19 protein-coding genes and 2 pseudogenes are annotated in these 20113 nt (G+C 55.1%); 13 read left to right on the forward strand and 8 right to left on the reverse strand.

The features are described from left to right. Positions 1 to 207 precede the first annotated feature (207 nt). From M0P74_13215 to M0P74_13225, 3 genes are all read left to right on the forward strand, one after another. The gene (locus M0P74_13215; protein ID MCK9364545.1) at positions 208 to 684 is read left to right on the forward strand and encodes a 4Fe-4S dicluster domain-containing protein; all 477 of its coding nucleotides are present in this window, start codon (positions 208 to 210) and stop codon (positions 682 to 684) included. Between the two features lie 66 nt (positions 685 to 750). Continuing rightward, positions 751 to 984, forward strand: coding sequence for a hypothetical protein (locus M0P74_13220; GenBank protein MCK9364546.1), 234 nt, complete (start codon positions 751 to 753; stop codon positions 982 to 984). A 66-nt stretch (positions 985 to 1050) separates the two neighbouring features. Then, positions 1051 to 3099, forward strand: coding sequence for a heterodisulfide reductase-related iron-sulfur binding cluster (locus tag M0P74_13225; GenBank protein ID MCK9364547.1), 2049 nt, complete (start codon positions 1051 to 1053; stop codon positions 3097 to 3099). Between the two features lie 176 nt (positions 3100 to 3275). Here M0P74_13225 and M0P74_13230 read toward each other — a convergent pair whose 3' ends face one another. From M0P74_13230 to M0P74_13260, 7 genes and pseudogenes are all read right to left on the reverse strand, one after another. Then, on the reverse strand, positions 3276 to 4424 hold the full coding sequence (locus M0P74_13230; protein ID MCK9364548.1) for an acyl-CoA dehydrogenase: 1149 nt from the start codon (positions 4422 to 4424) through the stop codon (positions 3276 to 3278). A gap of 73 nt (positions 4425 to 4497) precedes the next feature. Then, positions 4498 to 5280: an enoyl-CoA hydratase-related protein gene (locus tag M0P74_13235; GenBank protein ID MCK9364549.1), complete on the reverse strand. Its 783-nt coding sequence runs from the start codon at positions 5278 to 5280 to the stop codon at positions 4498 to 4500. A gap of 80 nt (positions 5281 to 5360) precedes the next feature. Next, a complete protein-coding gene (locus M0P74_13240) occupies positions 5361 to 6455 on the reverse strand; it encodes an acetyl-CoA C-acetyltransferase (protein MCK9364550.1) in 1095 nt (364 codons plus the stop codon). Positions 6456 to 6533: 78 nt separating this feature from the next. Next, positions 6534 to 6653: pseudogene (locus M0P74_13245) on the reverse strand (hypothetical protein). Positions 6654 to 6765: 112 nt separating this feature from the next. Continuing rightward, on the reverse strand, positions 6766 to 8118 hold the full coding sequence (locus M0P74_13250) for an acetyl-CoA C-acyltransferase (GenBank protein MCK9364551.1): 1353 nt from the start codon (positions 8116 to 8118) through the stop codon (positions 6766 to 6768). A 12-nt stretch (positions 8119 to 8130) separates the two neighbouring features. Beyond that, positions 8131 to 8301: pseudogene (locus tag M0P74_13255) on the reverse strand (GIY-YIG nuclease family protein). A 68-nt stretch (positions 8302 to 8369) separates the two neighbouring features. Continuing rightward, positions 8370 to 9854, reverse strand: coding sequence for a long-chain fatty acid--CoA ligase (locus M0P74_13260; protein MCK9364552.1), 1485 nt, complete (start codon positions 9852 to 9854; stop codon positions 8370 to 8372). A gap of 265 nt (positions 9855 to 10119) precedes the next feature. Between M0P74_13260 and M0P74_13265 the strand changes: the two genes are divergently transcribed. Further along, the gene (locus tag M0P74_13265) at positions 10120 to 10656 is read left to right on the forward strand and encodes a YtfJ family protein (GenBank protein ID MCK9364553.1); all 537 of its coding nucleotides are present in this window, start codon (positions 10120 to 10122) and stop codon (positions 10654 to 10656) included. 44 nt (positions 10657 to 10700) lie between these two features. Further along, positions 10701 to 11930: a glycosyltransferase family 4 protein gene (locus tag M0P74_13270; protein MCK9364554.1), complete on the forward strand. Its 1230-nt coding sequence runs from the start codon at positions 10701 to 10703 to the stop codon at positions 11928 to 11930. Here the strand turns inward: M0P74_13270 and M0P74_13275 are convergent. Next, positions 11894 to 12655 (reverse strand): DUF268 domain-containing protein, encoded by a 762-nt coding sequence (locus M0P74_13275; protein ID MCK9364555.1) that lies wholly within the window; start codon positions 12653 to 12655, stop codon positions 11894 to 11896. The genes M0P74_13270 and M0P74_13275 overlap by 37 nt on opposite strands. A gap of 477 nt (positions 12656 to 13132) precedes the next feature. Between M0P74_13275 and M0P74_13280 the strand changes: the two genes are divergently transcribed. From M0P74_13280 to M0P74_13315, 8 genes are all read left to right on the forward strand, one after another. After that, positions 13133 to 13552 (forward strand): FkbM family methyltransferase, encoded by a 420-nt coding sequence (locus M0P74_13280; protein MCK9364556.1) that lies wholly within the window; start codon positions 13133 to 13135, stop codon positions 13550 to 13552. Then, positions 13549 to 13875 (forward strand): hypothetical protein, encoded by a 327-nt coding sequence (locus tag M0P74_13285; protein MCK9364557.1) that lies wholly within the window; start codon positions 13549 to 13551, stop codon positions 13873 to 13875. The genes M0P74_13280 and M0P74_13285 overlap by 4 nt, the downstream gene beginning before the upstream one ends. A 264-nt stretch (positions 13876 to 14139) precedes the next feature. Next, a complete protein-coding gene (locus M0P74_13290) occupies positions 14140 to 14970 on the forward strand; it encodes a glycosyltransferase family 2 protein (protein MCK9364558.1) in 831 nt (276 codons plus the stop codon). 59 nt (positions 14971 to 15029) lie between these two features. Continuing rightward, the gene (locus M0P74_13295; GenBank protein MCK9364559.1) at positions 15030 to 15944 is read left to right on the forward strand and encodes a glycosyltransferase family 2 protein; all 915 of its coding nucleotides are present in this window, start codon (positions 15030 to 15032) and stop codon (positions 15942 to 15944) included. 248 nt (positions 15945 to 16192) lie between these two features. Beyond that, the gene (locus M0P74_13300; protein ID MCK9364560.1) at positions 16193 to 17116 is read left to right on the forward strand and encodes a glycosyltransferase family 2 protein; all 924 of its coding nucleotides are present in this window, start codon (positions 16193 to 16195) and stop codon (positions 17114 to 17116) included. Further along, positions 17103 to 17942: a class I SAM-dependent methyltransferase gene (locus M0P74_13305; protein MCK9364561.1), complete on the forward strand. Its 840-nt coding sequence runs from the start codon at positions 17103 to 17105 to the stop codon at positions 17940 to 17942. Before M0P74_13300 ends, M0P74_13305 begins: the two co-directional genes overlap by 14 nt. A gap of 7 nt (positions 17943 to 17949) precedes the next feature. Beyond that, entirely contained in the window at positions 17950 to 18906 is a 957-nt protein-coding gene (locus tag M0P74_13310) for a hypothetical protein (GenBank protein ID MCK9364562.1), read from the forward strand. Between the two features lie 8 nt (positions 18907 to 18914). Next, positions 18915 to 20075 (forward strand): glycosyltransferase, encoded by a 1161-nt coding sequence (locus M0P74_13315; protein MCK9364563.1) that lies wholly within the window; start codon positions 18915 to 18917, stop codon positions 20073 to 20075. Positions 20076 to 20113 lie beyond the last annotated feature (38 nt).

Raw genomic sequence — 20113 nt, forward strand, 5'->3', positions numbered from 1 at the left:
GTTGTTAATTGTCATTCCCGTGAAAACGGGAATCTGGTCTTTTCGGGAACTTATAGATTATGAACATTAAGCTTCGCTTTCCCGCCTGCGCGGGAATGACAAAGAAGGGGCGTTTTTCAAAGGTCTCCACCTGCGTTGCGACGGGGGGGAAATCACGATTCCCTCCCCCTTGAAGGGGGAGGGTCAGGGTGGGGGTTGGGATGGCCGATGGCTGCACGTACTGAATCTGGTGAAAAGCTGAGTCGCAGGGAGCTGCTGCAAGGCGCCTGGGCGAAGCCGGGGGTGTTCCCCGCCATCGATGGGGAAAAGTGCACGGGGTGCGGCCTTTGCGCGGTTAATTGCCAGGAGCAGGCCTTGACCATCGTGCAGAGTGACGAAGAGGACGCCTACCGGATTATCTTCGCCCCTAAGCGCTGCACAGCGTGCCGGGAGTGCGAAACGGCGTGTCCCGAGCAATGTCTGACGTTGCTCAAGGCTGCGGAAGAAGCCCGAAAAGAGGAAGAAATCGTTGTTTTCGAGGATGGAATGACCAGATGCGGCGACTGCGGGGTTCTCATGTTTCCCGCGGCGATGGTCAGGCACTTGCAGGCGAAGACCCGGGCGGCGGGGACGATCGACATACCGTTCGACCTGTGCCCCGAATGCCGAATCCAAAGACAGGTTACACAGGGGACGCTGCACTGAACCAGGGAAAACGAAACCGGTAACTGGTAACCGTAAACCGCTATTTTATTTTTAGAGGAAAAACCGATGGGAACACTGACGCTTTTCAGGGGATTGGCAATTATCTTGGAAGTAGCTGTACTGACGGGGCTTATCTACTCCATCGTCAATGGGGCAAGGTATGCCCTTTTTGACTATGGTCTGGACGAAAAGTACTCTGATTTTATAAGGTTGATGGTGGTAATCGTGGTTTGCATCGCGCTGACCTTTTTTGCGGCGCACCTGATTACATTTTATCCCCGGGTGGTTGGGCATATCTAAATTATCGAGGGTTGTAAGATGGATTCTCTTTACAGGCTTTTTTGGGAACGTCAGGAAGTTTATATAATGAAGGTTTTTATGCCGGTCATTATCGCCTTCCTGGTGCTTTTTGCAGGTTTGGCAGCGGCTTATGTTAAAGGTTTCAGGTGGCAGCATATCCGTCTCTGGCATCTCGGCAATGATGAAGACCGCTCCGATCAGGGGTCAGTCCGCATGAAGGAGATGCTCCGGGTAATGTTAGCCAATGGCCGGATTGGCGGCGAGGCCTATCCCGGCACGATGCACTTTCTGATCTTCTGGGGGGCGATCCTGCTTTTTGCGGGGAAGATTACCCGCCTGTTTTCATTCCTCACCGGTTTGACAAACCCCCCGCAGGGAATCTTTCTGTTCGCCTCCTTCGTTGCCGAGATCGGCGGTCTGATGCTGATCGCGGGCGGGCTGATGGCGGTTTACCGTCGCTACATCCTCAAGCCGGAGCGCCTCGAAACAAAGCCTGACAATACGCTGATCCTTGTCTGGGGTCTTACGCTGATCCTCACCGGTTATTTTGTCAAGGCCTACCGGATAACCGCTGTCGGCGCCGCCCTGCCGCCGAACTGGCTTTTCTGGGCGCCGGTGAGCTATCCCCTTTCCAAAATCGCGCTGATCCTGCCGAGCACCCCGCTGAACGAGCTTTTGATCTGGCATCGCACCCTGATTCACATGCTGCCGGCGCTGGCGATTTTTACCTTCATCATGTTCAGCCGGACACGCCTTCAGCACATGTTTTTGTCGCCCATCAATATCTATTACCGTTCGCTGAAGCCGAAAGGGGCGCTGGAGCCGATCACCAATTTCGAGGATGAAAATGCCGAAAGCTTCGGGGTAAAGGAGTTGCGCGAGTTCAACTGGAAACAGCTTCTGGATCTCGAGGCCTGTACGAACTGCGGGCGGTGTCAGGATGTCTGCCCGGCCCACCTCTCGGGAAAGCCGCTTTCGCCCCGGAAGATGACCCAGGATCTGAAGGCGCACCTCTGGAGCGAGGGGGTGAAACTGCTGAAGCTTCCGCCGGAAGAAAGACAGGGGGAGGCGATCGTCGGGAAAAGTCTGGAAGAGCATGCCCTGTGGGCCTGCACCAACTGCATGGCCTGTCAGGAAGTCTGTCCGGTTTATGTGGAACATGTTCCTAAGATTGTTGAATTGCGTCAGTACAAGGTGCTCACCGAGGCGGAGTTCGCGCCGGAGCTGCAGCTTACCTTCCGGAACATGGAAAACAACTCCAATCCATGGGGAATGGGCTCCCATCTGCGCGGCGACTGGGCGAAGGAAGTGGGGGTAAAGACGCTGGCGGACGATCCCAACGTCGAGTATCTGTACTATGTCGGTTGTGCCGGTTCGTTTGACGATCGCGGGAAGAAAACCGCGACGGCTTTTGCCAAAATCATGCAGACCGCGGGGGTCAGCTTCGGGATTCTGGGAACGGAGGAGGGTTGCTGCGGCGATTCCGCAATGCGCGGCGGGAACGAATATCTGTACCAGAGCCTGGCGCAGGCGAATATCGAGGTGATGAACGGCTACAATGTAAAAAAGATTATCGCCACCTGCCCGCATGGCTACAACATCCTGAAAAAGGAGTATAAAAACTTTGGCGGCAATTTTGAGGTCTTTCACCATACCGAGATCATTGCCGATTTGCTCCATAAAGGTAAAATCACCCTTAAAAAACCGGTTAATAAGCTCTTTGCCTACCACGATTCCTGTTTCCTCGGGCGTTATAACGGGCTCTATGAGCAGCCGCGGGGAATTCTGAAGGCGGTGCCGGGGTTGACGCTGGCGGAGATGGAGAGGAACCGGGAGCGCAGCTTCTGCTGCGGCGCGGGGGGGGGGCGGATGTGGATGGAAGAGGATATCGGCGATCGGATCAACAATATGCGCACAGATCAGGCGATCGCCGCAGGCGTATCCGGCGTGGCGCTGGCCTGCCCCTTCTGCCAGACGATGCTCTCGGACGGGCTAAAGGATCGCAAAAAGGAAGAGGACATTGTGGCGCTCGACATCGCGGAGATTGTCTGGGAGGCGATGGGGCTGGAGAAAAAAGAGCCGCCGGCGGATGTATGCGCGCTGCCGGAGGCATAAACCCCCCTGCCTGGGGCGGGCACAACGAACGATGAAAACGTAGCTTAATGTTCATAAAATATGTACATGCTGGAGGGACGCGCTTAAGTCGCGTCCGGGGTGGTCGTCGGAGGCCCCAAAAACACCACTTAAAAAAACAACCCCCCGGTATGCCAGCCCCCGGGGGGGGTGTTTTTTTACCTCATTCCCAGAAGCTTCCGGGATACGACGATCCGCTGTATCTCGTTTGTCCCCTCATAAATCTGGCAGATCTTGGCGTCGCGCATGTGCCGTTCGGCCGGATACTCCTTGATGTAACCGTATCCGCCGAAAATCTGCACGCCTTCGATCGCCGCCTTCATCGCGACATCCGACGCGTAGTACTTGGCCATCGCCGCCTCTTTTTCAAAATCGAGGCCGTTGTCTTCGAGCCAGGCGGCCCGCAGCAGCATCAGCTCCGCCGCGTCGAGCTCGGTCGCCATGTCGGCGAGCTTGAACTGGATCGCCTGAAAAGTTGCGATCGGCTTGCCGAACTGAACCCTTTCCTTAGCATAGGCGAGAGCGTCGTCAAGGGCCGCCCTGCCGATTCCGCAGGCCTGGGCCCCGATGCCGATCCGCCCCGCGTCAAGGCCGGAGAGCATCTGTTTGAAGCCCTGCCCGGGTTTGCCGAGGAGGTTTTCCGCGGGCACTTCGGCATCCTCGAAGACGAGCTCCGCCGTGCCGGAGGCGAGGATGCCCATCTTTTCCTCGATTTTGCCGACATGAAAGCCGGGGGTGTTTTTCAGATCGACGATCAGATTGATGATCGCCTTGTAGCCGACCGAAGGGTCGGTTGTCGCCGCGAGGACGCAGTAGTCGGCGACATTGCCGTTGGTGATGAACATCTTGGCCCCGTTTACGACGTAGCGGTCGCCCTTCAGTTCGGCCCGGCATTTGAGGGAGGCGGCGTCGGAGCCGGCGGATGATTCCGTAAGTCCATAGCAGCCCTCAACCTTTCCGCTCGCGACGGGGGTGAGGTATCTATTTTTCTGTTCATCCGTGCCGAATGTCTTTATCGGATAGCCGTAGAGGGAGTTGTTGACCGAGGTGATCACCCCGACGCTTGCGCAGGCCTTTGATATTTCGATCAGGGCCATTACGTAAGTCACGTTGTCCATCCCGGCGCCGCCGTATTCCGTCGGTACGGCGACCCCCATAATCCCCATCTCCCCCAGTTTGCGGCAGATCTCCGCGGGGTGGCGGTGCGTCCGATCAAGCTCCGCCGCGACGGGCCGGATGTTGTCCTCGGCGAATTTCCGTACCATGTCCCGAACCATTTTCTGTTCATCCGTGGGTGCAAAGTTCATAGTATTCTCCTTTATTAGGGACAGAGCCCCTATTCTTTCCGGGAAAATCAGGAAATAAATAGGGGCTCTGTCCCTATTTTCCAGTAAACACGGGTTTTCTCTTTTCGAGGAAGGCGGTCATGCCTTCCTTCTGGTCGTCGGTGCTGAAGCACTGGGCGCAGCATTCCACCTCGAGGCGGCAGGCGTTGTCGAGCGCCAGATCGTAGCCGAAATTGATGCTGTGTTTTATCATCTTGAGGGCAAAACTGGGCATTCCGGCAAGCTTGCGGGCAAACTTCTGCGTTTCGAGAAGGAGCGCTTCCGGCGCATAGACGCGGTTCACAAGGCCGAGTTCATAGGCGCGGGCGGCACTGATCTGTTCCCCGGACATGATCAGCTCCTTGGCCCGGCCGAGACCGATGAGGCGGGGAAGCCGCTGGGTGCCGCCCCAGCCGGGAATGATCCCGATCAAAATCTCCGGCTGGCCGAAGATCGCCTTTTCCGACGCGAACCTGAAGTCGCACGCCAGCGATATCTCCGTGCCGCCGCCGAGGGCGAAGCCGTTCACCGCGGCGATTACCGGCTTCGGCATGGTCTCCATCTGCCGGAGGGTTTCGTGCCCCAGCTCCATAAAGGAGACAGTTTGCTGGGGCCGGAAATTCTGCATTTGCGAAATATCGGCCCCGGCGACAAACGCCTTTTCGCCGGAACCGGTGAGGATCAGAACCTTGATCGCTTCATCGGCCCTGCATTGGTTGACGGCGTCGAGAAGCTCGCCCAGCGTCTCGGAATTCATGGCGTTGAGCGCCTTCGGGCGGTTGAAAACCAGGGTCGCCACCCCGGCTTCGACGGTAAAGAGAATGTTGTTGTAGTCCACTGTCTTTCCTCCTTTTTTAATGGGGACACAAACCCTTTTTTTCGGGATGATAGCCCGGCGATAGTATTATGTCCCCCTTTTTAAACCCGCTCGAGGACGACTGCCATCCCCTGACCGCCGCCGATGCACAGCGTGGCAAGACCGAGGTTGGAGTTCTTCTTTTGCAACTGCATCGCAAGGCTGTAGGTGATGCGGGCGCCGGTGCAGCCGACCGGGTGGCCGATCGAGATGCCGCTGCCGTTCAGATTGCAGTTGTCCGTAGTTATCTTCAGCTCCCGCATGCAGGCGATGGCCTGACTGGCAAAGGCTTCGTTGAGCTCGATTATGTCAAAATCCTTGATCGTCAGGCCGAGCTTTGCCATCACCTTCCTGGTCGCGGGGACCGGCCCTAGCCCCATGTAGGCCGTATCAACGCCGCCTGCGGCGTAGCCCTTGATGCGGGCCAGCGGTTTTAAGCCCAGTTCCTTCGCCTTGTCGGCAGACATTACAACGAGGGCCGCGGCGCCGTCATTGATCCCGGAGGCGTTCCCGGCGGTTACCGTGCCGCCGTCCTTCTTGAAGGCGGGGGCAAGCTTGGCCATTTTTTCGAGGGATGTCGCCATCGGCCGTTCATCGCGGTCGAAGATGACAGGCTCCCCCTTTTTCTGCGGAATCACGACCGGGACGATTTCGTCGGCCGTAGCGCCGCTGGCGATCGCCGCCATTGCCCGCTGGTGGCTCAGAAGCGCCAGTTCGTCCTGCTCCTGACGGCTGATGCCGTAGCGGGAGGCGATGTTTTCGGCGGTTATCCCCATGTGGTAGCCGTGGAAGATCTCAAAAAGTCCATCGTAAACGGTCAGATCAACCAACTGTCCGAAAGGCATGCTCATCCGGTATCCCCAGCGCGCGTCGGGGAGGGCAAAGGGGGCGTTGGACATGTTTTCCATGCCGCCGGCGACGATTATCTCCGCATCGCCCGCCTTGATTGCCTGTGCCGCGAGGGTGATTGACTTCATGCCGGAGGCGCACACCTTGTTGACGGTGATGGCGTTGGTCTCCTCGGGGAGCCCCGCGTAGATCGCCGCCTGGCGGCCCGGATTCTGCCCCTGGCCTCCCGTCAGGGCGTTCCCCATGATGCATTCGTCGAAATAAACCGGACGGGCATCTGCCGGATAATCGTAGAACTTCTTTTGCAATTCGGTCTGGGCGACATCCTTAAAAGTGTCCGGACGATAAGAATTTATCTCCGCATTCAGATCAGGCCGGAGACCGGCCCTTTTGATGGCCTCCTTGATGACCAGCGCTCCCAGATCGACTGCCTTGACCCCCTTGAGCGAGCCGCCGAAACTGCCTACGGCCGTCCTTGCCCCACTTACGATCACAATATCTTTCATCTTAAATTTCCTCCTGTGATACATCCGCTGTTGACATTTATGAGTGTCAGTCTTGCCTTCCGGCGTGCCGCACCCTCCTGTTTTAAGTACCGTTCACAGATCGCAACTTGCTCTATACGCGAATCAGCATCGCGTCTCCCTGGGCGGCGCCGGAGCAGATTCCGCAAACGCCGAGCCCGCCGCCCCTTCTGCGGAGTTCATAGGCGAGGGTCATCAGGATCCTTGCCCCGGTGGCCCCGATCGGGTGGCCGTAGGCGATGGCGCTGCCGTTGACGTTGACCTTGGCAAACATCTCCTCTTTTGACATCCCGAGGATCGGCTGGGCGCTGACGAGAACGACCGCCGCGAACGCCTCGTTGATCTCGATCAGCTTGAGCTGCTCCAGCGTAAGCTCATTTTGCTCCAACAGCTTTTTGATCGCGAGCCCCGGCACCGTCGCGATATCCTTGGGCGGCTGGGAAACCTCCGCGTAATCAAGGATCGTGCAGAGGGGCTTGAGCCCCAGTTCGGCCGCCTTCTCGGCGCTCATCAGCAGGCAGACATCGCCGCCGTCGTTTATCCCCGGGGCGTTCCCGGCGGTAACGCTGCCCGGTCCGCCGGTGACGGAGCTTTTATGATTGAAGACCGGGGGCAGCGCCGCGAGCCCCTCTATTGTCGTCTCTGGACGAGGGCTTTCGTCTTGGTCAAAAATGACGGTGTTTTTCCCGCTTTTTATCTCCACCGGGAAGATTTCGTCATCGAGCCGGCCGGCCTGCATCGCGGCCGCCGCGGCTTGCTGCGAATGGAGCGCCCATTCATCCTGCGCTTGGCGGCTGATCCCGAATTCATCGCCCACCTCGGAGCCATGGATGGCCATGTGGCGGTTGTAGAAGGCGCACCAGAGCCCGTCATTTACCGTCAGATCGATGGCGGGGCGGGAGGGGAGGCCCATTTTGACTCCCCAGCGCATGTCGGGGAGGGCGTAGGGGCCGTTGCTCATGCTCTCCTGACCGCCGGCGATGCAGATCTCGGCCCGGCCAAGCTGGATCATCTGGCAGGCGAGATCGATCGTCTTGATTCCGGAGGAGCAGACCTTGTTCACCGTGATGCTGGGGACCGCTTCCGGCAGGCCGGCGAGGATCGTCGCCTGGCGGCTGGGAACCTGTCCGCAGCCGGCGGGGACGACCTGTCCCATGAAGACGTAGTCAATCTCTTCCGGCTTTACCTTGCCGGCGGTGCGGCGGAGCACCTCCTTGATCGCCAGGGCGCCCAGTTCCGGAGCGGTGAAGCCCTTCAGCGCCCCGCCAAAACGGCCGTACGGCGTTCGGCACGCCTCGACGATTACCACCTCGCGCAGGCCGGGGGCCGCCTTTTTCTTACGTCCCATTGTCGAAAAATCGGGTTGGCGTTTTCCGTATTCGGCGATCGGGGCATGGGCGTATTTTTCTGAAAGCTGCTGTTCTATTTTCTGGGGGATCTTTTCCATGTATTCATCTTCTCCTTGTGTTGCTAGCCGTTCGCTGCTAAATCTAAAGGCGCAGCCCTCTGCTATATTGTTTTTATGCTCCCATATCCTTTTAACAAGGTCTGAAGTTACACCAGCATAAAGAGTGCCATTTCGTTTGCTTGCCAGTATATATACTGCCGGCTGTTTATTCACTGATGCCATCCTGGATTCCGGCTTTCGCCGGAATGACGCTGTGCTAAGTTAGCGTTCATTGCCGTTGTGGCAGATATTCAGGGCAATGGATCCGGATGGTCGATCTTTGCCACGAATTCTATCGCCCGTGGCGCCTTGTATGAGGAGAGGTAAGTGCGGCAATGCTTCAGCAGCTCCCGCTCCTCAAGCTGCGCGTCCGGTTTCTTAACGACGAGCGCCTTGACGGTTTCTCCCCGAAGCAGATCCTCCTTGCCGACGACGAGCGCTTCCTGAACGGCTGGGTGTAGATTCAGCACGTCTTCCACCTCGCGGGGATAGACGTTGAAGCCGCTGGTAATAATCATCCGCTTCTTGCGGCCGGTGATGAAAATGTAATCTTCCTCATCCATTCGGGCGAGATCGCCGGTAGAAAGCCAGCCGTCTTTGATAACCTGGGCGGTCGCCGCCTCGTCCTTGTAATAGCCCTGCATGATATTTTCACCCTTGAGGATCAGCTCGCCGACCTCTCCCCGGGGGAGTTCCTGCCCCGTTTCGTCAACGATCCGGGCGGCGACGCGCGGTATGGGAATTCCGATCGATCCGGGTTTCTGGGGCATGTCTAAGCGGCTGAAGGAGGAAACCGGCGAGGCCTCGGTCAGACCATAGCCCTCCATGATCCGGACGCCGAATTTCTTTTCGAAAAGCGGGATAAAATCCGCCGGCATCGCCGCGCCGCCGGTTATGCAGACCTTCAGCGAATTAAGCGAGTAGTTTCCATCTTTTTCGTGGAAAACCATCCCGAGGAAGAGTCGGGGAACGGCGGCGATGTAGGTGACCTTTTCCTTTTCAATCATGCTGAATATCCCGTCGAGGGTAAAGCGTTCCATCAGAGCGACCCCCGCCCCGATCCGGATTGGCGAAATCATGTTGGCGACGGCGCCGAAGGAGTGAAAGAGCGGGATCACGGCAAGCCCGATATCCGTTTCATCGCTGTTGACGACTGTGCGGAGCAGCTCCGACTGGGTGTAGAGGTTCTGATGGGTCAAAACGGCGCCGCGGGGTTTCCCGGTAAGCCCCGAGGTATAGATCATCGCCGCCGGATCGTCGCCTGTCAGCTCGGGAATTCCGATCGTGAAGGGGCCCTTTGCGATAATATCCCGAAAGCAGGATGGTTTCCCTGGGGCGCCGGTTGTAATGAGGTGGCGGCAAAGTGGCAATTCTGCCTGGATCTCCTCGAAACGCCGCGCCATCTCCCCCTCGGTAATCAGGCAGCGGGAGTCGCTGTTCCCCAGCAGATAGCGGAGCTCATAGGAGGTGGACTGCGTGTGCAGGGTGACGGCGACGCCGCCGATCTTCTGCACGCCGAAATAGGCGATCACGAACTCAGGGCAGTTCGAAAGCATGATCGCCACCTTATCTCCCTTGCCCAAACCCAGTGATCGCAAATGGCTGCCCAGGGCGCAGGCCGCTTTTTCCAGCTCCAGATAAGTCAGCCGAGCGTCGTTGCTGATTAACGCCGTCCGCTTGGCATATTGCGCCGCGCTTTTTTCCAACATCATTGCCAGATTATGCATTTCTCTCATGATATTTTTACCCTCTTGAAAAATAATATTTTCCGTAGCACAGAAGACAAAAATATTACAGCAAAATTCGCAGGGGAAAAGACTGTTTTTCCTTGCTTTGCCCATTCGTTTTTTCTATAGTGACTGCGCCTTGCTGGGGAATGTCACCTCAGAGCATGGACGTCTGCAATGTGTTTATCAGACAGGGAGGGACGCGCTTTGTCGCGTCCGTAAAGGTTGGCTTAAAGGCAAGCGGTCATATAGCAACGACAAAGGAGGGTAAAAGATGAAAAAAGCGATTGTTATGGTGGTGGTTGCTTTATTATGGAGCGCCTCGGCAGCGTTTGCCGCCGGTCTTCAGGTGGGGGAGAAGGCCGCGGACTTCAAACTGAAGGATCCGACCGGCAAGGAATACTCTCTGGAGCACCCGCAATTCAAAGGCAAGGTTCTGTACATCGCCTATGTGGATCCGGACGAGAAGGACACGAACAACCATGTGGAAGACGCGTTGAAAAAGGAGAAGGATGCGGGCGGGCTGGACAAGACCCGTTACGAGGGTTTTGGGATCGTCAATCTCAAGGCGAGCGCGATGCCCAATTTCCTGATCAAGGCGGCCATCAAGAGCAAACAGAAGAAGACCGGCGCCATCATCCTCCTCGATTACGACCAGGCGATTCTCAACGCGTGGGGAGTAAAGGATGACGCTTCCGACATTGTCATCCTGGATAAAGAGCGCATCTGCCGCTTCGTCAGCTCTGGCAAGCTTCCCCAAGACGAACTTGTCAAAATGATCAATATTATCAAGGAATATCAGGCGAAGTAGAACGCAAACGCTTTATCGGCGCCCGACGGCGGAGAGGCTTTTGCGTGCAAGCTTCTCCGCCGTTTTTTCTGTGGGTTTTTATTAATGTTGGGCATAACGAGATGCAGGAGAGGCGAAGGATAGCGGTTGTAATCCCCAAGTACGGAATGGTCGGCGGGGCGGAAGGGTTTGCCGCGGAGCTGACCGAGCGGGTTGCACGTCATCCGGAGTTCGAAGTCCATGTCTTCGCCAACCGCTGGGTTTCCTCATCTAAGCGGGTGACCTTCCACAAGGTGCCGGTCGTAAAATTTCCCAGATCACTCATTTCGCCGAGCTTTGCCTTTTTCGCCGGGCGCCGCATCGCCGCGGCGGGCCCCTTCGATATCGTCCACACCCATGACCGGATATTTGCGGCGGATGTCTATACGATGCACGGCATTCCCCACCACTGGTGGATCCGGGAGGTCAGAAAAAAAAGGCTGAGCCTGTTCGACCGATCGCTGGCCGGCGTCGAGGATCAGCTTGTCCTGCGCGGCGGGTGCAGTCGTTTTCTGGCGGTCTCCGGCCTGGTCCGAAAAATATTCCTTGAAGAGTATCAAATAGATCAGTCCTTAGTGACAATCGTTCATCCCGGTGTGGAGACAGCCCCGTATGAAAGCAGGGACAGGGGAGAATGTCGCCGGACGATACGGGAGCGTTACGGCATTGGCCGTGAAGAGACGCTGATTCTTTTCGTATCGATGAATTTTGCCGTCAAGGGGCTTGATTATTTGCTGCGCGGCTTGGGTCGCCTCCGGGGAAAAAATCCGGCGGCATCCTTCAAGCTGCTCGTGGTCGGGCATGGCGATGAGAAAAACTACCGGCGTCTTGCCACGGAGCAGGGCATTGCCGATTCCGTAATCTTCGCCGGCGCCGTGGAGCGAAAAGAGCTTCCCGAATACTACCTGGCGGGTGATTTCTATGCGATGCTCTCCCGCTTCGACACCTTCGGGATGGTTGTTCTGGAGGCGATGGCCGCCGGGTTGCCGGTTCTGATCAGCGGTCGGGTGGGCGCGAAGGATCTTGTGGAAGTGGGGGAAAATGGGTTTGTTATTGAAGAGCCCGCAAACAGCGACCTCGTTGCCGATAAAATAGAGATGCTGCTTTCCCGCGAGCTTCGCGAGTGCATGCGAATGGCGGCGCTTAAAACGGCGGCGGCGAACTCCTGGGATGTCGTTGTCAATAAAGTCGTTAATATATATCGGGAAATATTGAAAGATCAGCGCTTAGTCAACTCGAAGATGCCGCATCCGTAATGGCAGCCAAAATTATTGTTGATGGCGGCGGTGTCGAGTGCCGCATTGGCGATAAATTCCCCGCCGTCGCTTATATACGCGAACGAGTCGATGCGATAATATTGCTCAAAGAGCTTCAGTAGATAGGATAACGAAAAAACCCGGTGGGCGTTGAACTCAATCCGTTGCTCCCCGATAGGTACCGAAAAATAGAATTTCCCGTTTTTTTTCAGTATGCTGGCCATGTTTTTCCAGCCGGGGAGATGTCCCTCGTAATTAATCGGATCGCCATAACGGCCAAGGCCGAAGTGTTCCAAGGCGTGGAGGCAGGAAAGCGAGTCGCAGTAGTCGCTCAGAGAAAAATTTTTAGCGGAGAGATCGGCGCGGGTGAAGCGGATGGTGGGAATGGCGATATGGAGGTCGCGGACGTCCAGGACCTCTATCTCCCGGAACGATGCTACGTGGGCGACGAAGCCATCGACACGCGAGCCGACATCCACATGTTTTTCCGGCTTATTCTCAAAGATCTTCCGGGCGACGTATAAATCCTGGTAGAAGTAATGTTCGGCAAGGACGCCGCTTTGCTGATCCTTTTCCTGAAGGCAGGGGTAGATTTTCCCGAACGGAAAGGTTTCCCGGGACAAGGCCGCCTGCCGCCGGATTATGGCATATTCACTCAGAAAAGCAGGCATTTTTTTGATAAACGTGAAAAAAGGCATTCCCTTGACGATAACACTCAGGTGCATGAAAACTCCTTTACAAAATAAGTGGCCGTGTATTGTTCGAGGGTGATCATAAAGGGCGGTCAGGTTCCTGTCAACGAAAAACAGCGGGACAGTAAATTTCTGCTGCTAAAGATGAAAGAAAAAAACAAGCGGAACATTTTGTAAATTGAAGTGACAATACGTTCCATCGATAATTTCATCCAGTCCTCCATACTGTTTCGTGGGGATACAACTATATTTATTGTCACCAATAAGATCGTGAAAAAATGATTGGGTCGGTTCTGACGGCGGGGTACACTTTTTGTAGTAAAGCAGTTGACAATGCCGTGAGAAAACGGTTATTGCCAAAGCGGCTGTATTTGTTAATTGTCGGCAACTGTGTTTGCTTATGGCCAGGAGAATGCGGACAGGTCTCCTGTTTATTTGCTTGATTATTAAGAAAATATTCTGATCGACGCAAAAAAGGCGCGATCATTGTTTTTATGAGGTTGATAAGATATGGGAATAGCTTCTCCGTGGCACTGGTTATCCAGATGGAATGAATCGGCAAAAAAACGTGAGGAGGAAGTGCGGCATAAAGAGGAAATGAAAGCCTTTTACGGCACGTTTGCCGGGCCGGGAGAGCTCTGTTTCGACGTCGGCGCCAATCTGGGGAACAGAACCACCGTTCTGGCAGAAATTGGTTGCCGAGTCGTCAGTATCGAACCTCAGCCGCTCTGTTTGCAAAGACTGCGAAAACTTTTCGGCAAACAGGAAAACGTTGTTATTGTCGATGCGGCGGTAGGTGAATCGGAAGGCACGGGCGAGCTTGCCGTATGCGAGGATGAACCGACGATTTCCACGATGTCGGACAAATGGAGGACGAAGGGAAGATTTGCCGGCAATAACCAGTGGGGGAAAAAATCGCGGTACGAATGACAACCCTTGATCGTCTGATTGATCAATATGGGATGCCGAAGTTCTGCAAGATAGATGTAGAGGGGTTCGAGCTGTCCGTAATAAGGGGGCTGTCCGCGCCTGTTCCATATCTGTCGTTTGAGTTTACCCGGGAATTTCTCCCCGATGCCGAAAGCTGTATCAAACATCTTGTGACTATCGGTCCCGCGGTTTTCAATGCTTCTTGGGGCGAGTCAATGGAGCTTCTGGATCGACAATGGATGAATCCTGAAGAGTTGTATCAGAGGATTGATGCTGAAAAGGACCCCCAGTTGTGGGGTGATATATATGTAAAATTCTGTTGAACAAGTCGATTAATTGATCATATCTTGTCCGAACCATGGGAAAGGTGAAACGGTGGCAGCGTGAAAAAGGGAAAAACCTGGCAAGCTGTGGGTGAGGGATGTGAACTGTGAGATATTTTAATATTGTCAAGAGCATGTCAAACTGGTTTCTCTATCTTGCAGCGAAATTCAGGATGACGGCGGCAGACCCGCTCAGGTTTGTCACCCCGGGGGATTCATCCGGAGGCGCCCAGCAGGTTTGTTCAGACCTTCAAAGAGTTATTCATGGATGAGTGCTATATGAAGGGGATGGAGGGACGAACGGTGAGGGGGGAATGCCCACTTTCGGTTGCGATCATTGCCAAAAATGAAGCGAAAAACCTTTCCGCCTGCTTAGAGAGCGTCTCTTTTGCCGGCCAGATTGTCGTGGTCGATTCGGGAAGCGCCGACGACACGCTGCGGATCGCCGCCGACTATGGCTGCGAGATATATCAGGAAGAATGGCGGGGGTTCGGTCCCCAGAAACAACTGGCGATAGACCGCTGCAAGCTGCCGTGGGTGCTTGTCCTGGACGCGGACGAACGAATTCCGGAGGAAACGGCGCGCGTTATCCGGGAGCTTGTAGCGGGGGCGGGGCAGGCCGCTGGCTTCAGCTTTCCCCGCCGGAATTATTTTCAGGGACGATGGATAAGGCATGCGGGCTGGTGGCCGGACAGGGTTGCGCGTCTCTTTAAAAACGGCAAGGGACAGATGACCGGGACGATGGTGCACGAAGCCGTTGTTGTGGATGGTCTGGTTGAACAGCTTGCTGTCCCGATCGACCATTATACGGAAAGTCGTCTGGAGATGATTATCCCCAAAATAAATCGTTATTCCACGCTCGGGGCCGAGGAGGCTTTTGCGGCGGGCCGCAGGACGACTATTTTTGGGGCATTTCTGCGGGCAAAAATCACCTTTTTTCAGGATTATCTGTTCAGGGGCGGTTTTCTGGATGGTCCGCAGGGTTTTACTCTTGCCGTGACCGATTCGGTCAATAAATTCTTTAAGTACGCGAAGCTTGCCGAGATGAGCCGGGAGGTCAAAGGGCGCCGTAAGGACGGTGGGAAACAAACATAAAAATGGCTAATTCTGGCGCTCTCGTCAAAAGTTTCTTAAACCGTCAAGGTTGAAAGCGTATGGATATATCGATCATCATCGTCAACTGGAACACGAGGGAACTGCTGAGAAACTGCCTCTCGGCGCTTGCGGAGACCGTCCGGGGGCTTTCCCTGGAGGTGATTGTCGTTGACAACGCCTCGGCGGACGGCAGCGTCGCGATGCTCCGGGAGAGTTTTCCCGCCGTAAAAGTGATTGAAAACCCTGAAAACAGGGGTTTCGGCGCCGCCAACAACCAGGCGCTCCGGGTCATGAAAGGCCGCTACGCGCTTTTGCTCAATTCCGACGCCATTCTTTGCAAGCAGGCCGGCGAGAGGCTGTTCGCTTTTATGGAGGCCCATCCGGAGGCGGCGATGGCCTGCGGTCAACTGCTCAATGCCGACGGCAGCAGGCAAAACTCCATCGCCAATTTTCCCAATCTTTTTACGCTGCTCATGAATACGTCCCTTTTGGAGTACCTCTGGCCCGCTAAATTCCCGAGTAAGCGCTATAACGTAAACGTCCCCTTGGAGGTTGACTCCTGCATCGGCGCTTGCCTGATGGTACGCAAGCAGGCGATTGACGCGGTCGGGATGTTCGACGAGCGCTATTTTTTCTTTTTTGAGGAGACGGATTGGGCGCTTGCGATGCGCAAGGCGGGCTGGAAGAGTTTCTACATCCCGGAGGCGCAGATATACCATCTGCAGGGCCAGAGTATCGGCGGGAATATCCGTTCGCGGGTGGAATTCTACCGTTCGCGCTATCAATTTTTCCGGAAATGGAAAAGCCGTCCCGTTTATCTGCTTTTTCGCCTTGTCATCAGCGTGCGCCTTTTTATAAACTGGGTTCTGACGACCTGCGGCACCCTTCTGACGCTCGGGTTAAACAGAGAATTACGCGATAAATTCGTGGTCTATGGAAAGCTTTTGGCCATGCATCTGACGGGGGTTTTGTGAACGGGAAAATGCCCTCAAATGAGGTAGTTGCAAAACTCCGTGTCATGCCCGAATGCTTTTGTCGGGCATTCATGATTTCAAATAGTTAAAAACTGGATTATGAACATTAAACTTCGTTTTCCCGCCCAGAAGCGTCGCGGGAATGACAGCGTTGGGAGTTTTGCAATTGGCTCAAATGTTTGAATTTGGTAAGGACGGTATTTGGCGTAACGGAAAATTTTCCGCGTCAGTAAAAATAAGGTGAGCCGATGAGCTGTTATGCCGCTGGGGTGGAACTGCCGGACGTTTCTGTTATTATCGTCACATACAATACGGCGGACCTGATCGGGGAGTGCCTTTCTTCCGTGGAGCGGGATGAAGGCCCGGCGCGGGAGATCTTTGTCGTCGATAACGCCTCGACGGACGGGGGCGCGGAGCTGCTGCGCAAGAATCACCAAAAGATCAGGCTGACGGCAAATAAGGAAAACCGCGGATTTGCCGCCGCCAACAACCAGGTTCTGCCCCTCTGCCGGGGGCGATATATCTTCTATCTCAATCCGGACACTAAACTGGTCGGGTCCGGGATTATCGGGATGTGCGTCCGGTTTATGGATGCCAACCCGAAAATCGGTCTGGCCGGCGTCAAATTAGTCAATCCTGACGGAAGTTTGCAGGAATCTGTTTCCCTCCGCTATCCAGGGCAGAAGTTTGCCGGAGCGGAGGTTGCCGGGCTGAAGGGAAAAATCGCCTGCGTCATGGGCGCCGGGATGATTGCCCGTACCAATTTGATTAGGGAACTCAATGGCTTCGACGAAAGCTTTACGCTTTACGGCGAGGATCAGGATCTCTGTCTGCGGGTAAGACGGGCGGGTTATGAGATCGGGTATATCGAAGACGCCGGCGTTATGCATTATGGAGGTCAGAGCGAACGGCGGTCGCTGCCTGCGGAGGTATGGAGAAAAAAGACTTTCGCGGAGTACCTGTTTTATCGTAAACACTACTCGCCCGGCGCCGTCGCCCGGATCCGCCGAGCCGATCTCCGGAAGGCCAGTTTCCGGCTATTTACGCTGAGGCTGTCTATCCCCTTTACGAAGGACAAGGCAACCGCGGAAGGAAAACGGATAAAATACCGGGCGATTTGCGACACGCTAAACGAGATGACGCAGAACGAGGTGATTGATGGAAAGAGCTGAAAAACGTTGCATCCTCTGCGACAGTTCCGCGAGAAGCCTTCTTTTTCAACAGGGGCAATGGAGCGTTTACCGCTGTAATGAATGCGGGCTGGGCGTTCTCGATCCGCGCCCGGATCCGGAGGAGTTGAACAAGCTTTACCGCAGCGGTTATTTTGAAAGCCAGTACGACGAAGGTCTGAAGATTGACTCGCCGGAGCTGAAAAGACGTATATCCCAGGAAAAACACCGGATCCGTTTTTTTCGCGGGATAAAAAAAACTGGCAGAATTCTCGATATCGGCTGCGGCATGGGGTATTTCCTTTATGCCTGCCGGCTTTTCGGCTACCAGGTTGAAGGGATGGACATATCCGCCGATTCGGCCGCCTATGTCCGCAAAACGCTGGGGATCCCGGTAGAGGTCGGGATTGTGGACAATGTTGATTATCCGCCGGAGTCATTCGATGTCATTACCATGTGGCACTTTCTCGAACATGCGCGCGAGCCGGCAAAATACCTGCAAAAGGCCCAGCAATGGCTGAAGCCGGACGGAATCCTCGTTGTTGATGTGCCCAATTATGAGGGGACGGACGCTAAAAAAATGTGGGCTCAATGGAAGGGGTGGCAGCTTCCGTATCATTTTCATCACTTTACTCCGAATACCCAGAAGCGGTTCCTTGCCAGGTATGGGTTCGATACGATACGCGATAAAAGTTATCTTTCCGAATATGTCAAGGAGCGGCTCGACAGGAAAATGCTGCTGAAACCCTTTTCCCGGATGATCGCCCGCTGTTATTCGGGCCACAGTTATGCCGTCGTTGCGCAAAAGAGGAGCGGGCGGCGAGGATGAGGGCTTTATGAATAAAAACGGCGGCTATCTGGATGAGTGCCTGCGCAGCGGCGAGTTTCGCTTCGCGAGGCTGGATCTGCCGGATATCGACAACCAGCCGGTTATTGATGCCAATGTTCCCGAAATTGTTGAGCAGGAAACCTGCCTTTTTCACCAAAGCGTCGCAAAAGCAACCGACTATGCGGAGCTGTTGGACGGATATCTTTGCCGGGGGATGGAGGGTAAATTGCCGTCGCCGGTCGTCCGTTTTGCCGACGGGGAGTATGCCTTCTACAATTTCACCCTGGGCTGCAACGGCCTCTATAAACAGGCTGAATCCGTAGCGGCGATCCGGCGGGCCATGCCGATGCATATCGAGGCGTTAAAAAGGCTTGCCGCAAGGGGCAGGCTGGCGCCTCTGGTTTTCCCCGACAATATCGAACTGAACCGAAGAAATGGTTTGTTATCATTTTTCAAAAGATTCAAAAAAGCGCCCACGGCCTCTTCCTTCTGGGATTTCCTCTGCATCAATGGCGCAGCTATCAACGGGAGCAACTATCTGCCTTTTTATGCGGTTTATGCCTATCTGACCTCGGAGGCCTTTGCCCGTGCCGTGGATGGGAAAAGGCTGTGCATTCTTAATTCGGAGTACAATCCAGAGATGTGCCGCCGTTGGTTTGCCGTTTTTTCGAGTCGGCCGGAGATCGTTTTTACCGAAATCCCCGCTGAATATGTGGCGACCCGCTGGGATAAAATCAGGGAGGATATCCTCAAGAGGGTGCCGCCGGATGCTGATCTCTGTCTCGCCGGCGCGGGCGTCGGGGCGCTGATGATCTGCGTCGATGTTGCCGAACGTTTCTCCATCCCCGTGATTGACGCCGGGCATATCCTGAACATGATGAACGGGCGGGAAGATAAGTCGAACGGGGCGAGGATGTACACAATCAGGAATTCCCGGCGGCTTTTATCCGGCGCGGCAATCTAAAATAAGCCATGGATGATCCATTAAAAAAGACTCGCAAAAAATTTCGCCAGTGGAATAACACGAGGAGGCTCAAGGCGGAGCTTGCCGGCTACGAGGCCGCCTTTGAAGCGCGGCGCCTTAAAATTCCCGATGACGCCGCGATCCTCTCGGCAATCAAAGAACGTTTTCCCGATCTTGCCCCGAAACCGCCGGGTGAGCTTTCCATCATCGCCATTTTTCACAACTACAACTGGGAAAACTCTTCGCTGCTGCCCGCGCTGGAAAAGCTCGGGCGGGTGCGTCATTACGACTGGTTCGACGAGTTTCCCCACACCCGCCATGATTGGCGAAAGAGCCTGAAGGCGAAGATGAATCGGAATCTTGTCGAGCGTATTGGGCGCTGGGCAAAAGCGGAAAAGCCTGACGTTATTTTTACATATCTCTCCGGGGAGATAGTTTCCCCGGAAACGATTAGGGCCCTTCGTTCCTGGGGAATTCCGCTGATTCACTTCAGCCTGAACGACAAGGAACATTTCGTGGGCAAAGTCAGATGTGGACTTGCCTTCGGCTCACGGGATATCTGCCCCCTGTTCGATCTGTGCTGGACGAGCACCGAGGATGCCCTGAAAAAGTACTGCGTCGATGGGGCGCTTCCCGTTTATCTTCCCGAGGGGGCCAACCCTGATATTCACAAGCCCTGCGATTGTGAAAAGACGATTGATGTTTCCTTCGTCGGCCAATGCTATGGCAATCGCCCCGAGACGATCAGTCGTTTGCAACAGGAGGGAATCCACGTCGAGGCCTTTGGATACGGCTGGCCGAATGGTCCCCTGTCCACGGAGGAAATGGTCCATATCTACTCGAAAAGCCGAATAAATCTTGGCTTCGGAGGGGTCGAGGGACATAATGAAACATTCTGCCTCAAAGGAAGAGATTTCGAGATCCCAATGAGCGGTGGTCTCTATCTTACTGAATATCACCAAGAATTAGAGCCAATATACGATCTCGGGAAAGAAATTGTTGTTTATCAAGGTTTTGACGATCTCGTGAGGGCGATTAACCGGCTCCTCGCGCATCCGGAGGAAGCCGAGGCTATCCGCGCCGCCGGGCGTCGGCGGGCCCTTGCGGCCCATACCTGGGAGAAGCGGTTTGAGACGATTTTTTCGCTGTTGAAACTTCTGCGCATTTAACAGCCCGGTGAATCCGCACAGAAGGATGTTTTTAACGG

The sequence above is a fragment of the Syntrophales bacterium genome (assembly GCA_023229765.1).
Classification (GTDB): Bacteria; Desulfobacterota; Syntrophia; order Syntrophales; family UBA5619; genus DYTH01.

Excerpts from the sequence above, each read along its gene's own strand:
- M0P74_13225 (MCK9364547.1), top strand. The coding sequence starts at position 1,051 with ATGAAGGTTTTTATGCCGGTCATTATCGCCTTCCTGGTGCTTTTTGCA.
- M0P74_13285 (MCK9364557.1), top strand. The coding sequence starts at position 13,549 with ATGACAACCCTTGATCGTCTGATTGATCAATATGGGATGCCGAAGTTC.
- M0P74_13230 (MCK9364548.1), bottom strand. The coding sequence starts at position 4,424 with ATGAACTTTGCACCCACGGATGAACAGAAAATGGTTCGGGACATGGTA.
- M0P74_13280 (MCK9364556.1), top strand. The coding sequence starts at position 13,133 with ATGGGAATAGCTTCTCCGTGGCACTGGTTATCCAGATGGAATGAATCG.
- M0P74_13250 (MCK9364551.1), bottom strand. The coding sequence starts at position 8,118 with ATGGAAAAGATCCCCCAGAAAATAGAACAGCAGCTTTCAGAAAAATAC.
- M0P74_13300 (MCK9364560.1), top strand. The coding sequence starts at position 16,193 with ATGAGCTGTTATGCCGCTGGGGTGGAACTGCCGGACGTTTCTGTTATT.
- M0P74_13260 (MCK9364552.1), bottom strand. The coding sequence starts at position 9,854 with ATGAGAGAAATGCATAATCTGGCAATGATGTTGGAAAAAAGCGCGGCG.
- M0P74_13290 (MCK9364558.1), top strand. The coding sequence starts at position 14,140 with ATGGATGAGTGCTATATGAAGGGGATGGAGGGACGAACGGTGAGGGGG.
- M0P74_13220 (MCK9364546.1), top strand. The coding sequence starts at position 751 with ATGGGAACACTGACGCTTTTCAGGGGATTGGCAATTATCTTGGAAGTA.
- M0P74_13310 (MCK9364562.1), top strand. The coding sequence starts at position 17,950 with ATGAATAAAAACGGCGGCTATCTGGATGAGTGCCTGCGCAGCGGCGAG.
- M0P74_13315 (MCK9364563.1), top strand. The coding sequence starts at position 18,915 with ATGGATGATCCATTAAAAAAGACTCGCAAAAAATTTCGCCAGTGGAAT.
- M0P74_13275 (MCK9364555.1), bottom strand. The coding sequence starts at position 12,655 with ATGCACCTGAGTGTTATCGTCAAGGGAATGCCTTTTTTCACGTTTATC.
- M0P74_13295 (MCK9364559.1), top strand. The coding sequence starts at position 15,030 with ATGGATATATCGATCATCATCGTCAACTGGAACACGAGGGAACTGCTG.
- M0P74_13215 (MCK9364545.1), top strand. The coding sequence starts at position 208 with ATGGCTGCACGTACTGAATCTGGTGAAAAGCTGAGTCGCAGGGAGCTG.
- M0P74_13265 (MCK9364553.1), top strand. The coding sequence starts at position 10,120 with ATGAAAAAAGCGATTGTTATGGTGGTGGTTGCTTTATTATGGAGCGCC.
- M0P74_13305 (MCK9364561.1), top strand. The coding sequence starts at position 17,103 with ATGGAAAGAGCTGAAAAACGTTGCATCCTCTGCGACAGTTCCGCGAGA.